This window comes from Streptomyces sp. ISL-99, assembly GCF_018614005.1.
GTDB lineage: Bacteria > Actinomycetota > Actinomycetes > Streptomycetales > Streptomycetaceae > Streptomyces > Streptomyces flavidovirens.
In genome coordinates this window covers 23,407-37,637 of the sequence record NZ_JAGGPC010000045.1, presented here as the reverse complement: position 1 = coordinate 37,637, position 14,231 = coordinate 23,407, and the positions used below count along the sequence as shown (strand labels likewise).

12 protein-coding genes are annotated in these 14,231 nt (G+C 71.2%); 8 read left to right on the top strand and 4 right to left on the bottom strand.

Going from position 1 to position 14,231, the window contains the following annotated elements:
* Positions 1-105: 105 nt before the first annotated feature.
* Entirely contained in the window at positions 106-762 is a 657-nt protein-coding gene (locus J7E91_RS26285; RefSeq protein WP_214908871.1) for an MBL fold metallo-hydrolase, read from the bottom strand.
* A gap of 9 nt (positions 763-771) precedes the next feature.
* Positions 772-1,458, bottom strand: coding sequence for a maleylpyruvate isomerase family mycothiol-dependent enzyme (locus tag J7E91_RS26280; RefSeq protein ID WP_214908869.1), 687 nt, complete (start codon positions 1,456-1,458; stop codon positions 772-774).
* Positions 1,459-1,645: 187 nt separating this feature from the next.
* Between J7E91_RS26280 and uvrA the strand changes: the two genes are divergently transcribed.
* Positions 1,646-4,651, top strand: a complete 3,006-nt coding sequence (gene uvrA / locus J7E91_RS26275) for an excinuclease ABC subunit UvrA (RefSeq protein WP_214908866.1) — start codon at positions 1,646-1,648, stop codon at positions 4,649-4,651.
* Between the two features lie 118 nt (positions 4,652-4,769).
* Here uvrA and J7E91_RS26270 read toward each other — a convergent pair whose 3' ends face one another.
* A complete protein-coding gene (locus J7E91_RS26270; protein ID WP_214908864.1) occupies positions 4,770-5,681 on the bottom strand; it encodes a carbohydrate kinase in 912 nt (303 codons plus the stop codon).
* Positions 5,682-5,791: 110 nt separating this feature from the next.
* Here J7E91_RS26270 and J7E91_RS26265 point away from each other — a divergent pair, with 110 nt between their 5' ends.
* Positions 5,792-6,241 (top strand): Rieske (2Fe-2S) protein, encoded by a 450-nt coding sequence (locus J7E91_RS26265; protein ID WP_214908862.1) that lies wholly within the window; start codon positions 5,792-5,794, stop codon positions 6,239-6,241.
* Positions 6,242-6,299: 58 nt separating this feature from the next.
* Here the strand turns inward: J7E91_RS26265 and J7E91_RS26260 are convergent, their stop codons facing one another.
* Positions 6,300-7,292 (bottom strand): hypothetical protein, encoded by a 993-nt coding sequence (locus J7E91_RS26260; RefSeq protein WP_251016267.1) that lies wholly within the window; start codon positions 7,290-7,292, stop codon positions 6,300-6,302.
* Positions 7,293-7,517: 225 nt separating this feature from the next.
* Between J7E91_RS26260 and J7E91_RS26255 the strand changes: the two genes are divergently transcribed.
* The 6 genes from J7E91_RS26255 to whiA all read left to right on the top strand — a co-directional run bounded on the left by J7E91_RS26255 (position 7,518) and on the right by whiA (position 14,103).
* The gene (locus J7E91_RS26255; protein WP_214908860.1) at positions 7,518-8,114 is read left to right on the top strand and encodes a papain-like cysteine protease family protein; all 597 of its coding nucleotides are present in this window, start codon (positions 7,518-7,520) and stop codon (positions 8,112-8,114) included.
* Positions 8,115-8,119: 5 nt separating this feature from the next.
* Positions 8,120-8,947 (top strand): hypothetical protein, encoded by an 828-nt coding sequence (locus J7E91_RS26250; protein ID WP_251016283.1) that lies wholly within the window; start codon positions 8,120-8,122, stop codon positions 8,945-8,947.
* A 116-nt stretch (positions 8,948-9,063) separates the two neighbouring features.
* Complete coding sequence (uvrC, locus tag J7E91_RS26245) at positions 9,064-11,124, top strand: excinuclease ABC subunit UvrC (protein ID WP_214908855.1); 2,061 nt, start codon at positions 9,064-9,066, stop codon at positions 11,122-11,124.
* The gene (rapZ, locus tag J7E91_RS26240; protein ID WP_214908853.1) at positions 11,121-12,092 is read left to right on the top strand and encodes an RNase adapter RapZ; all 972 of its coding nucleotides are present in this window, start codon (positions 11,121-11,123) and stop codon (positions 12,090-12,092) included. Before uvrC ends, rapZ begins: the two co-directional genes overlap by 4 nt.
* Positions 12,089-13,123, top strand: a complete 1,035-nt coding sequence (gene yvcK, locus J7E91_RS26235; RefSeq protein ID WP_214908851.1) for a uridine diphosphate-N-acetylglucosamine-binding protein YvcK — start codon at positions 12,089-12,091, stop codon at positions 13,121-13,123. The genes rapZ and yvcK overlap by 4 nt, the downstream gene beginning before the upstream one ends.
* The gene (gene whiA, locus J7E91_RS26230; RefSeq protein ID WP_028813910.1) at positions 13,114-14,103 is read left to right on the top strand and encodes a DNA-binding protein WhiA; all 990 of its coding nucleotides are present in this window, start codon (positions 13,114-13,116) and stop codon (positions 14,101-14,103) included. Before yvcK ends, whiA begins: the two co-directional genes overlap by 10 nt.
* Positions 14,104-14,231 lie beyond the last annotated feature (128 nt).

Here is a 14,231-nt window from a genome sequence, read left to right as displayed (position 1 = left end):
TTCACGCATGCGCCCACAACTACCCAGCGTGAAGCAGGGTTACGGCGCGTACGGAAGTAGTCGTACCGGCTCGCGCGGCACATCACCCTCAGGGGGCAAGCCGCTCTACCAGCCGCGCTCGCGCCACTCGGCCAGGTGCGGGCGCTCGTTGCCGAGGGTGGTGTCGTTGCCGTGTCCGGGGTAGACCCACGTCTCGTCGGGCAGCCGGCCGAAGAGCTTCTCCTCGACGTCATTGATGAGGTTCGCGAACGCCTCCGGATCCTTCCACGTGTTGCCCACCCCGCCCGGGAAGAGGCAGTCCCCGGTGAAGACGTGCGGGTGCCCGTGCGGGTCGTCGTAGACCAGGGCGATGGAGCCCGGGGTGTGGCCGACGAGGTGGCGGGCGGTGAGCTCGACGCGTCCGACGCGGACGGTGTCGCCGTCGTCCAGCAGCACGTCGGTCGGGACGGGGATGCCCTCCGCGTCGTACCGGCCCGCGTACGTGCGCGCCCCGGTCGCGGCCACGACGTCGGCGAGGGCCTGCCAGTGGTCGCCGTGGCGGTGCGTGGTGACGACGGACGCGATGCCGTCGTCACCGATCAGTCGCAGGAGGGTCTGCGGCTCGGCGGCCGCGTCGATCAGAAGCTGCTCCCCGGTGTCGCGACAGCGCAGCAGATACGCGTTGTTGTTCATGGACCCGACCGCGACCTTGGAGATCATCAGGTCCGTGAGCTCGTGCACGTTCGCCCGGCCGCCGACCCTCACCGCTCCGCTGTACGTCATGGAGTCAGCCTATAGCGGCGGCAGCGCGGGCAGCGGGGCGCCGGCGGTGTTGAGAGCGGCCCCGTCGCGCCGGCCCGCGAGCCAGCCCAGCAGGTCGGGAGCGCTGCCGGTGACGTTCACGGGATCGCCTTCGGTGCTTCCCGTACGCCACTGCCGTCCGTCGGCGGCCGTCAGCACGATCGCGGGTACGTCGGCGTTCCCCGCGAAGCGGTCCGCGAGGAACGCGATCTCGCGTCCCGTGAACTCCTCCGGCAGGTCCTCCAGCTCGTAACCGATGCCCAGGTCCACGTGGTGCAGCTCGACCTCGACGAGGCGGCGGAAGGGGATGCGCGAGGCCGAGTCCGTGACGCCGTTGCGCAGCGCGACCGTACGGGACCAGTCGGCGGGGGCGGCGGCCGTCTCGCCGAAGCGGGCCGCGCTGTCGCACACGTCCTCCAGCTGTACGGCGAGGGGGCGCGGGGCGTCGCGCTCGATGTCGGCGTCGCGCACTTCGGCGCTGGCGTACATGGGCCGGCCGGACAGGACATTCACGAGAGCGTCCGCGTTACGGGCCACGTGGGCCAGTACGTGGCCGCGGGTCCAGCCGGGCAGCCGTGACGGTTGCGTCACGTCGGCGTTGTCCAGCTTGCCGGTCGCGGCGAGGAGCCGGTCGGTCGCTTCGCGTACAGAGGCCAGGTCGCGCACGTGATCATTCATGACGCCGACGATAGTCCGCTCACACGATCGGGTGAAGCCGATCGGGCGAGGCCGTAATTCGAATGCACGTGCTATACGCTCGTCGGAGGCATCAGGAATCCTTACAACATCGCTGTGGTTACCCCCATAGTCTGAGAACCGGGGGGCTCAGTCCCCTCTGCCTCTCTCAAGAAAGGTGCGGACCGGCGTGGCCGACCGTCTCATCGTTCGTGGCGCTCGCGAGCACAACCTCAAGAACGTCTCGCTCGACCTCCCGCGTGACTCCCTCATCGTGTTCACCGGGCTCTCGGGGTCGGGCAAGTCGTCCCTCGCGTTCGACACGATCTTCGCCGAGGGGCAGCGCCGGTACGTCGAGTCGCTCTCCTCCTACGCCCGCCAGTTCCTGGGCCAGATGGACAAGCCCGATGTGGACTTCATCGAGGGCCTGTCGCCCGCGGTGTCCATCGACCAGAAGTCGACCTCGCGCAACCCGCGCTCGACGGTCGGCACCATCACCGAGGTCTACGACTACCTCCGCCTGCTGTTCGCCCGCATCGGCAAGCCGCACTGTCCCGAGTGCGGCCGGCCGATCGCCCGCCAGTCGCCGCAGGCCATCGTCGACAAGGTGCTCGAACTGCCCGAGGGCAGCCGCTTCCAGGTCCTGTCCCCGCTGGTGCGCGAGCGCAAGGGCGAGTTCGTCGACCTCTTCGCCGACCTCCAGACCAAGGGCTACAGCCGCGCCCGGGTGGACGGCGAGACGATCCAGCTGAGCGAGCCGCCCAAGCTCAAGAAGCAGGAGAAGCACACCATCGAGGTGGTCATCGACCGCCTGACGGTGAAGGACAGCGCCAAGCGCCGGCTCACCGACTCGGTCGAAACCGCCCTCGGGCTGGCCGGCGGCATGGTCATCCTCGACTTCGTCGACCTCCCCGCGGACGACCCGGACCGTGAGCGGATGTACTCAGAGCACCTCTACTGCACGTACGACGACCTGTCGTTCGAGGAGCTGGAGCCCCGGTCCTTCTCCTTCAACTCGCCCTTCGGCGCCTGCCCGGACTGCACCGGCATCGGCACGCGCATGGAGGTCGACCCCGAGCTGATCGTCCCGGACGAGGACAAGTCCCTCGACGAGGGCGCGATCAACCCCTGGTCCCACGGGCACACCAAGGACTACTTCGCGCGCCTGGTCGGCGCGCTCGCCGACGCCCTCGGCTTCCGTACGGACATCCCATGGGCGGGGCTTCCGCAGCGCGCCAAGAAGGCCCTGCTGCACGGCCACAAGACCCAGATCGAGGTCCGCTACCGGAACAGGTACGGCCGCGAGCGCGCGTACACCACGTCCTTCGAGGGCGCGGTGCCGTTCGTCAAGCGGCGGCACTCCGAGGCGGAGAGCGACTCCAGCAGGGAGCGCTTCGAGGGCTACATGCGCGAGGTGCACTGCCCCACCTGTAACGGCACGCGCCTGAAGCCCCTGGTCCTCGCGGTCACGGTCATGGAGAAGTCCATCGCCGAGGTCGCCGCCATGTCGATCAGCGACTGCGCGGAGTTCCTGGGCCGGCTGACGCTGAACGCCCGTGACAAGAAGATCGCCGAGCGCGTGCTCAAGGAGGTCAACGAGCGGCTGAGGTTCCTGGTCGACGTGGGCCTGGACTACCTGTCGCTCAACCGCGCGGCCGGGACCCTGTCCGGCGGCGAGGCGCAGCGCATCCGGCTCGCCACCCAGATCGGCTCCGGCCTGGTCGGTGTGCTGTACGTCCTGGACGAGCCGTCCATCGGCCTGCACCAGCGCGACAACCACCGCCTCATCGAGACGCTGGTGCGCCTGCGCGACATGGGCAACACGCTGATCGTCGTCGAGCACGACGAGGACACCATCAAGGTGGCCGACTGGATCGTCGACATCGGCCCGGGCGCGGGCGAGCACGGCGGCAAGGTCGTCCACAGCGGCTCGCTGAAGGAGCTGCTGGACAACAAGGCGTCCGTCACCGGTCAGTACCTGGCGGGCAAGCGGGCCATCGCCATGCCGGACATCCGCCGCCCCGCGGACCCGGCGCGGCAGCTTACCGTCCACGGCGCCCGTGAGAACAACCTGCGCGACGTCGACGTGTCGTTCCCGCTCGGCGTGCTGACGGCCGTCACCGGCGTCTCCGGTTCCGGAAAGTCGACGCTGGTCAACGACATCCTCTACACACACCTGGCGCGCGAACTGAACGGCGCCCGTACGGTGCCGGGGCGCCACACGCGCGTGGAGGGCGACGACCTCGTCGACAAGGTGGTCCACGTCGACCAGTCGCCGATCGGCCGGACGCCCCGGTCCAACCCGGCGACGTACACGGGTGTCTTCGACAACGTGCGCAAGCTGTTCGCGGAGACGATGGAGGCGAAGGTGCGCGGCTATCTGCCGGGCCGTTTCTCCTTCAACGTCAAGGGCGGCCGCTGCGAGAACTGCTCGGGCGACGGCACCATCAAGATCGAGATGAACTTCCTGCCGGACGTGTACGTCCCGTGCGAGGTCTGCCACGGTGCGCGCTACAACCGGGAGACCCTGGAGGTCCACTACAAGGGCAAGTCCATCGCCGAAGTGCTGGACATGCCGATCGAGGAGGCCCTGGACTTCTTCGAGGCCGTCCCGACGATCGCCCGTCACCTCAGGACTCTCACCGAGGTGGGGCTCGGGTACGTCCGCCTCGGGCAGTCCGCGCCGACGCTGTCGGGTGGTGAGGCGCAGCGCGTGAAGCTCGCTTCCGAGCTCCAGAAGCGATCCACGGGACGCACGGTGTACGTCCTGGACGAGCCGACCACGGGTCTGCACTTCGAGGACATCTCGAAGCTCATCAAGGTGCTGTCCGGGCTGGTCGACAAGGGCAACTCGGTGATCGTCATCGAACACAACATGGACGTCATCAAGACGGCCGACTGGGTGATCGACATGGGTCCCGAGGGCGGCAACGGCGGTGGCCTGGTCGTCGCCGAGGGCACGCCGGAGCAGGTGGCCGCCGTCCCGGCGAGCCACACGGGCAAGTTCCTCAGGGACATCCTGGGCGACCGGGTGAGCGATGCGACTCCGGTGAAGAAGAAGGCGCCGGTGAAGACGGCGGTGGCGGCGGCGAAGTCGGCGCCTGCGCGGAAGACGGCGACGGCCAGGACGGCCACCGCGAAGAAGGCTCCCGGCGCGACCGCTCCGGCAAAGGCGGCACGCTCCCGCAAGGCGTGACGTTCGCGTTCCAGTGCGGCCCCTTACCCGCCAGGGTGAGGGGCCGTTCGCGTGGCAGGGGCGGGCAGGGGCGGGCAGGGGCGGGGGCGCGGGAAAGGTTCCGCCGGACACGTCCGCGTTACGGCGCCAGTTCCGTCGCGTACGGCGGGTCCGCGCCCGGGCGGGAGCACGTGATCGCCGCCGCGCGGGCCGCGAAGGCGAGGGTGTCCGTCCAGGCGGCTGTGCCGAGCGCCGCCACCGCCGGTGCCGACAGCGCTCCGTGCGCCGAAAGCCGGTGCAGCAGGGCCGCGTTCACCGTGTCGCCCGCACCGATCGTGTCGGCCACCTCGACCCGTACCGCCGCGGCGTCCACCACCGCCCCGCCCCGCGTCCGTACCGTCATCCCCTCCGCGCCCCGCGTCAGCACCACCGCCGCGGGTCCCGCCGCGAGCCACTCCCGCACCGAGCCGCCCAGCCACGCCGCGTCCTCCTGCGACAGCTTCAGCAGGGAGACGTACGGCAGCCAGCTCCTGAAGCGGGCGCGGTAGGCGTCCGGGTCCGGGATCAGACCGGCCCTGATGTTCGGGTCGAGCAGGGTGAACAGCCCGCGCCCCGCTTCGCGCCGCAGCAGCGCCTCGTACGCGCTCGCTCCCGGCTCCAGGGCCAGCGAACAGGTGCCGAGCGCCAGTGCCCGTACACCGGAAGGGAGCGGCGCGGCCGGGAGCTCGAAGAGGCGGTCCGCGCTGCCCTGCGCGTAGAAGCCGTAACCGGCCGATCCGTCGGCGCCCAGCGCCGCCACCGCCAGCGTCGTCGGCTCGGGACCGCGCTGCACCAGCGAGGTGTCGACCCCGGCCGCCCGCAGCCCGTCGACGAGAGCTTCGCCGAAGCCGTCGGTCGAGACCCGGGAGCAGAAGGATGTACGGGCGCCCAGCCGCCCCAGGGCCACAGCGGTGTTGTACGGCCCGCCGCCGAGCCGCGGCGACAGGGGCGCCAGCGCGCCCGTCCCCTGCGGCACCAGGTCGATCAGGGACTCTCCGGCGACGACGATCACGGGCCCGAACGTAACCCATCGCCGCCCGCCGGGACAGCCCGCGGAAGAGCCGCCGATGTCCGCCGGTATCGTCGGGTCTGTCACCGACCCCCCTGACCAGTGGAGACCGTATGTCCGGCCAGTCAGCCCCCCGCCGCACCGTGCTGAAGGGCGCCGTCCTCGCCGGCGCGGCGGGACTGGGTGTGGCGGCCTGCTCCACCGAGTCGAAGCTCGGCCACGCCAAGCCGTTGCCGTCCACGCCCGTGGAGCTCGGCGCGGCGGACGAGGTTCCGGTCGGCGGCGCCAAGCTCTACCGGGAGCAGCGGATCCTCGTCAGCTGCCCGGCCGAGGGGAAGTACAAGGCGTTCAGCGCCCAGTGCACGCACGCCGGCTGTGTCCTGGACAAGATCGAGAAGGGCGAGGGCAACTGCCCCTGCCACGGCAGCCGTTTCGACGTGACGACGGGGGAGGCGCTCCAGGGCCCGGCGACCGTGCCGCTGCCCGCGATACCGGTCAGGGTCGAGGGCGGCAAGCTCATCACGGGTGCCGCAGGCGCGGCCACGAGCGACCCGGACGCCTGACCCACTCCGCAGGGACCACCCTCCGCAGGGACCACCCTTCGCAGGGACCACCCTCACTTCACTCCCAGTCCCAGTCGATCCCGAGAATCCCGGCCCGCACGCCCTGCTCCACCAGGTGCACGGTCCCGTGCCGTCCGCTCAGCGTGAGGTCCTTGCGGGCGCCGCGCGCCGCGCCCGCCGAGGTCTGCGCGAAGCGCCGGCACCGTACGGGCAGCGCCTGCTCGTCGAAGCGCACCTGGAGCACGTACTGGCCGCCGGTGAAGCTGAAGCCGCGCACGTACTCGCTGCTGGGGCCTCCGGTGCCGTCGTCTACGGCGTAACCGAAGAGGTACGTCTCACCGGCCCGCAAACGCGTGTCGAAGAGCAGCTCGGCCACGACGACCCCCGAGTCCGCGTCCCACCGCACACGCCCCGTCCGGCAGTTCTCCCGCGCCCGCACCGCCACCCGAGCGGGGTCGCAGCCCGGGTCGCCGTGGTGGATGGCCAGGTAGCGGTCGATGCCGTCGCGGTGGGCCCGTACGACGTGCTGCGAGTCGCGGCCGACCAGCTCCCGCCCGGCTCCGATCCGTACGCGCTCGTGGTGGCCCACGGTGTGCAGCCCGCCGTCGGCCGGGAACTCCAGCTCGGCAAGCAGCGCCTCCAGGGCGTCGGAGGCCTCCACGAGGGCGCGGTACGAGCGCGTGGCGGGGCGCTCGACGTCACCGGGCACGGCCCCGGGGCCGAGCAGCCGGATCAGTGAATCGCCGGGCAGCCGCAACAACTCCTCCAGGGCGCGTACGGCGCGCAGTGACTCGGCGCGCTGCGGGCGCCGTGCGCCCTGCTGCCAGTAACTGAGGCTCGTGACGCCGACCTTGATCCCGCGGCCCGCCAGATGGTGCTGCACGCGCTGCAGCGGCAGCCCGCGCGCGGCGAGCGCGGCACGCAGCGCCAGGTGGAAGGGGCCGGTGTGCAGCGCCTGCTCCAGACCGGCTGCCGAGGTGTCGTCCGGACCTCCGGGCGCCCGCCGCCCCGCTGCGCGGCCTCCCGCCCCCTTCTCTGTGGTCTGCGGCATCGGGAATCCTCCAGTGAACGTTCACGACGGGGCGGGTGCGACGGTGCGCCGGCGGGGCCGGTGGCCAGGTGGGCGGATGGGGAACGTTCACTCCCGGGCCACACCGTTCACAGCGCTGTGTCACCCGCATTGAAGCGTGTTGACCTGCCCCCGACAACTCCCTGATGCTCCTCAACAGCGTCCGGACGCGCTCCTCCACTCACCCCCCGCCTCGGGAGGAACGCGATGCGCAACCGAAGGAGACGGCTCTCCCCGGCCGTCGTGACCGCCGCCGTCCTGCTCAGCATCCCCGCCACCACGGCCACCGCCGCGGCCACCACCGACGACGCACGAGCGGCACTGGCCGCCAAGCGTCTGAACATCACCATGCAGGCCCAGCAGAAGACCAACTGGTGCTGGGCCGCCGGCGGCAACACCATCGCCGCCTGGTTCGGCAGGAACCACACCCAGAACCAGTTCTGCAACGCCGCTTTCGGCCGCCAGCAGGGCACCGAGTGCCCCAACAACCAGGCCACCCTCGGCAACGTCCAGAACGGCCTCGACTGGGCGGGCATCAACCCCGGCTCGTACGTCAGCGGCTGGCTCCGCTACCCGACCGTACAGACCGAGGTCAACGCCGACCGGCCCATCGAGACCCGCATCCAGTGGCAGAGCGGCGGCGGTCACATGCACGTCATCTACGGCTACGACACCGCCAACAGCTGGGTCTACTGGGGCGACCCGTGGGCCACCAGTGACCGCTACAACTGGGCGTCCCACAGCTGGTACGTCAACAACAACTCCTTCTCCTGGACCCACTCGCTCTACCGGATAGGGGCGTGACAGCGATGACCGGACACGTCACCCGGGCCGCCGTCGCCGCGACAGCCGCGACGTTCCTCCTGGGCCTCGCCCCGTCGGCCGGCGCCGCCGAGAACCCGGCGCCCCCCGCTCCCGCCGCCCCCTCCGCCGAGCACCGGGCCGCCGCGCTCCGGGCGGCCGCCGCACCCGCCACCCGCGCCACCCTGACCCGCTTCTTCGCCCGCGAGGGCGCCGTCACCACGGCGGCGGAGGACCCCCGTATCAGCGGCGCCACCGTGCCCGTCTACACGCTCGCGCCCGACTTCGTCGCGGGCCGCGAGGGCGCCCCGGTGGCGAAGCTGGAGTACCTCGCGGGAACGGCCGTCTCCTCGGACGGCCGGAAGGCGTCCCTGTGGACGGTTCCCGCGAACGGCAGGAGCCGTTCCTGGCAGGTGGTGAACATCGCCACCGGTGACGACGAGACGCGCTACGCCGCGAAGGGCGCCCGGACGCTTCCGGGAGGCACCGTTTTCCGCGAGCCGCAGCTCGACGCCTGGTTCGTGCAGCGCCACGCGCGCGTGCTGCCCCTGGACGAGGACGCGGTACGGGCGGTGGGCGCCGCCGGCACCACGCTCGCCGCCTACCAGGACCGCGTCCGCAAGGCGTACGGCGACAAGCTCCCCGGCTCGGCGTACGCGAAGAAGGGCAAGGCGGGCGGTTACGGGGCGGCGCCGGCGGCGGCACCGGTCGCAGCCGCCTCTGCCGGCGCTACCGCCTCCGGGCCGTCGCCGGCTGTGGGAGCGGCGGGAATCGCCGTCCTGGTTCTCGCCTCCACGGTGATTGTCCTGCGCCGCCGCACGGCCCGCGGCGCGTAGGAGCCGGACCTTCCTGCGGAGCAATCGCCGGAGAGGCTCACTATGAGCCCCTCCGGCGATTGAGGAGCTCCCGCTCCCGCGCCGCGTTGTCACTGCCCGCAAGTAGGGTGTCTGACATGGCCGACCCCTCCAGCTACCGCCCCAAGCCGGGACAGATCCCCGACTCGCCGGGGGTCTACAAATTCCGCGACGAGCACCGCCGGGTGATCTACGTCGGGAAGGCGAAAAGCCTGCGCCCGCGCCTGTCCTCGTACTTCCAGGACCTGGCCAATCTCCACCCGCGCACCCGCACCATGGTCACCACGGCCGCGTCCGTCGAGTGGACGGTCGTCTCCACCGAGGTGGAGGCGCTCCAGCTGGAGTACTCCTGGATCAAGGAGTACGACCCCCGCTTCAACGTCAAGTACCGCGACGACAAGAGCTATCCCTCCCTCGCTGTGACCCTCAACGAGGAGTTCCCCAGGGTCCAGGTCATGCGCGGCCCCAAGAAGAAGGGCGTGCGCTACTTCGGTCCGTACGGACACGCCTGGGCGATCCGCGAGACCGTCGACCTGATGCTCCGCGTCTTCCCCGTACGCACCTGCTCGGCCGGTGTCTTCAAGAACGCCGCCCGGACCGGCCGCCCCTGCCTCCTCGGCTACATCGGCAAGTGCTCGGCGCCCTGTGTGGGCCGCGTCACCCCCGAGGAGCACCGCGAACTGGCCGAGGAGTTCTGCGACTTCATGGCCGGCCGCACCGGCCAGTACCTCAAGCGCATCGAGCAGCAGATGCACGAGGCCGCCGAGGACATGGAGTACGAGAAGGCCGCCCGTCTGCGCGACGACATAGGGGCGCTGCGCCGCGCCCTGGAGAAGAACGCGGTGGTGTTCAACGACGCCACCGACGCCGACCTGATCGCCGTCGCCGAGGACGAGCTGGAAGCGGCCGTACAGATCTTCCACGTACGCGGCGGACGGGTCCGCGGCCAGCGCGGCTGGGTCACCGACAAGGTCGAGGCCGTCGACACCGCCGGTCTCGTCGAGCACGCGCTCCAGCAGCTGTACGGCGAGGAACAGGGCGACGCGGTGCCCAAGGAGGTCCTCGTCCCGGCCATGCCCGAGGACTCCCCGGCGGTGTCCCAGTGGCTCGCGGCGCGGCGCGGCTCGAACGTGTCGCTGCGCATCCCGCAGCGCGGCGACAAGAAGGACCTCATGGCGACGGTCCAGCGCAACGCCCAGCAGGCCCTCGTCCTGCACAAGACCAAGCGCGCGTCCGACCTGACCACCCGCTCCCGCGCCCTGGAGGAGATCGCGGACGCGCTCGGCCTGGACTCCGCCCCGCTGCGCATCGAGTGCTTCGACGTCTCCCACCTCCAGGGCGACGACGTGGTGGCCTCCATGGTCGTCTTCGAGGACGGCCTGCCGCGCAAGAGCGAGTACCGCCGCTTCCAGATCAAGACCTTCGAGGGCCAGGACGACGTCCGGTCCATGCACGAGGTGCTCACCCGCCGCTTCAGGCGCTATCTCCAGGAGAAGGCGAAGACGGGGGAGTGGATCCAGGAGAACGGGGCCACGGAGGTACCCGCCGAGCCGGAGCCGAACGTGGAGGACGACGGCAGGCCCAAGCGTTTCGCGTACCCGCCGCAGCTCGTCGTCGTCGACGGCGGGCAGCCCCAGGTGGCCGCCGCCCAGCGTGCCCTCGACGAGCTCGGCATCGACGACGTGGCCGTCTGCGGGCTCGCCAAGCGCCTCGAAGAGGTCTGGGTGCCCGACGAGGACGACCCGGTCGTCCTGCCCCGCAGCAGCGAGGGTCTCTACCTCCTCCAGCGGGTCCGTGACACGGCTCACGACTTCGCCATCCGCTACCAGCGCACCAAGCGCGCCAAGCGGTTCAGGGCGGGCCCGCTCGACGAGGTTCCCGGCCTCGGCGAGACCCGTAAGCACGCCCTGATCAAGCACTTCGGTTCGGTGAAGAAGCTCCGGTCCGCCACAATCGACCAGATCTGCGAGGTGCCGGGGATAGGCCGCAAGACGGCCGAGACCGTCGCCGGGTTCCTCGCACAGGCGGCGCCTGCCGCACCCGCCGTGAACACGGCGACAGGAGAGATCATTGAGTACGACGAGGACACTGCGGAAGCCGCGGACACCGTGGACACGGCACCCGCGGTCTCCCCGCCGGAACGGGGGCAGCAGGAATGACTGAGCACGACGGAGATGGAGCACACGTGAGTACGGGCACGACCGGAGAAACCGGCGAGACCGGTCAGAACGGTCAGAACGGCCACAACGGTGAGGCGGGCGAGCCGGCCATCCCCGAGCTGGTGATCATCTCGGGCATGTCGGGAGCGGGCCGCAGCACCGCCGCGAAGTGCCTCGAAGACCTCGGCTGGTTCGTCGTCGACAACCTGCCGCCCGCCCTGATCCCCACCATGGTGGAGCTCGGCGCCCGCTCGCAGGGCAACGTCGCCCGGATCGCCGTAGTCGTCGACGTCCGAGGCCGGCGCTTCTTCGACAACCTCCGCGAGTCCCTGGCCGACCTGGACGCCAAGGAGGTCACCCGGCGGATCGTCTTCCTGGAGTCCTCGGACGACGCCCTGGTACGCCGTTTCGAATCCGTACGCCGCCCCCACCCGCTCCAGGGCGACGGCCGGATCACCGACGGCATCGCGGCCGAGCGCGACCTGCTGCGCGAGCTGCGCGGCGACGCCGACCTGGTCATCGACACCTCCAGCCTCAACGTCCACGAGCTGCGCGCCAAGATGGACGCCCAGTTCGCGGGCGACGACGAGCCGCAGCTGCGCGCCACGGTCATGTCGTTCGGCTACAAGTACGGCCTCCCGGTCGACGCCGACCTCGTCGTCGACTGCCGCTTCCTGCCGAACCCCCACTGGGTCCCGGAGCTGCGCCCCTTCACCGGCCTCAACGAAGAGGTATCCGGTTACGTCTTCAACCAGCCGGGCGCCAAGGAGTTCCTCGACCAGTACACCGAGCTGCTCCAGCTCATCGCGGCCGGCTACCGCCGCGAGGGCAAGCGCTACGTCACCATCGCCGTCGGCTGTACGGGCGGCAAGCACCGCAGCGTCGCCATGTCGGAGAAGCTGGCCGCCCGCCTCTCCTCCGAAGGCGTCGAGACCGTCCTCGTCCACCGGGACATGGGGCGCGAGTGACCGGACGCAACTTCCGTCTGCGGCGGCTGCGTGGCAATGACGCCGCGCGGCCGCAGCGCAAGCGCGGCGCCCAGCCCAAGGTCGTCGCGCTCGGCGGCGGGATGGGCCTCTCGGCGTCGCTCACGGCGCTGCGCCGCATCACCGGCGACCTGACCGCGGTGGTCACCGTCGCCGACGACGGCGGCTCCAGCGGGCGGCTGCGCGACGAACTCGGCGTGCTGCCGCCGGGCGACCTGCGCAAGGCTCTCGCCGCGCTGTGCGGGGACGACGACTGGGGCCAGACCTGGTCGCGCGTCATCCAGCACCGCTTCTCCAGCCGCGGCGACCTGCACGACCACGCCGTCGGCAACCTGCTGATCGTCGCCCTGTGGGAGCAGCTCGGCGACCACGTCCAGGCCCTGGACCTGGTCGGCAAGCTCCTCGGCGCGCACGGCCGGGTGCTGCCCATGTCCGCCGTGCCGCTGGAGCTCCAGGCGCTCGTACGCGGGCACGATCCCCTGCGCCCGGACGACGTGGACACGGTCCGCGGCCAGGCGACCGTGGCGCTCACCCCCGGCGAGGTGCAGTCCGTACACCTCGTCCCGCAGGGCCCGCCGGCCGTTCCCGAGGCCGTCGCCGCCGTGCTCGACGCGGACTGGGTGGTGCTCGGGCCCGGGTCGTGGTTCTCGTCGGTGATTCCGCACCTCCTGGTGCCCGAGCTGCTCGACGCGCTCACGGAGACGAAGGCCCGCCGCGTCCTGTCGCTCAACCTCGCGCCGCAACCCGGAGAAACCGATGGGTTCTCTCCGCAGCGTCATTTGGAGGTTTTGGGACGACACGCCCCTAAACTCGCCCTGGACGTGGTGTTGGCCGACGAGGCTGCCGTGCCCGATCGCGAGTCTCTCGACGATGCCGCCAAGCGGCTCGGGGCCGCGGTCGAGCTGGCGCCGGTCGCCGCGCCCGACGGCTCCCCGAAGCACGACCCGGAGCTGTTGGCCGCCGCGTACGACCGTATTTTTCGGATGCATGGAAGGATCGGCCCATGGCGATGACGGCAGCGGTGAAGGACGAAATCTCCCGGCTCCCCGTCACCCGGACCTGCTGCAGGAAGGCGGAGGTCTCGGCGATTCTTCGGTTCGCGGGCGGGCTGCACCTGGTGAGCGGCCGGATTGTGATCGAGGCGGAGCTGGACGTGAGCTTCGCGGCGCGCAGGCTCAAGAAGGACATCCTGGAGATTTTCGGGCACCACTCCGAGCTGGTGGTGATGGCGCCGAGCGGCCTGCGACGCGGCTCCCGTTACCTCGTACGGGTGGTGGCGGGCGGCGATCAGCTGGCGCGCCAGACCGGGCTGGTCGACGGTCGCGGGCGCCCCATCCGCGGGCTGCCCCCGCAGGTCGTCTCGGGCGCCACGTGTGACGCCGAGGCCGCCTGGCGCGGCGCGTTCCTCGCGCACGGCTCGCTCACCGAGCCGGGCCGCTCGTCCTCGCTGGAAGTCACCTGCCCGGGACCCGAGGCCGCCCTCGCCCTCGTCGGCGCCGCCCGCAGGCTCTCCATCGGTGCCAAGGCGCGCGAGGTGCGCGGCGTGGACCGTGTCGTCGTACGGGACGGGGACGCGATCGGGGCCCTGCTGACCCGTCTCGGCGCGCACGAGTCGGTGCTGGCCTGGGAGGAGCGGCGGATGCGCCGCGAGGTCCGCGCCACCGCCAACCGCCTGGCCAACTTCGACGACGCCAACCTGCGCCGCTCGGCGCGTGCGGCCGTCGCCGCCGGCGCCCGCGTGGGGCGTGCGCTGGAGATCCTCGGCGAAGAGGTGCCCGAGCACCTCGCCGCCGCCGGGCGGCTGCGCATGGACCACAAGCAGGCATCCCTGGAGGAGCTGGGCGCGCTGGCCGACCCGCCGCTCACGAAGGACGCCGTCGCGGGCCGCATCCGCCGTCTGCTGGCCATGGCGGACAAGCGGGCTCAGGACCTGGGCATCCCCGGTACGGAGTCCACGATCACCGAGGAGATGGCCGACGGCCTGGTCGGCTGATCCGGCACCTCTCAGCAGCTCTCCGCGCGTCTCCGTACGGCTCGCCGCCGCCGGTGTCCCCTGGGGCGCGGCGGCGGTTTCCGTACCCCGGAGGCGCTATTGACATGATCATGAACTGTCATGAGCCT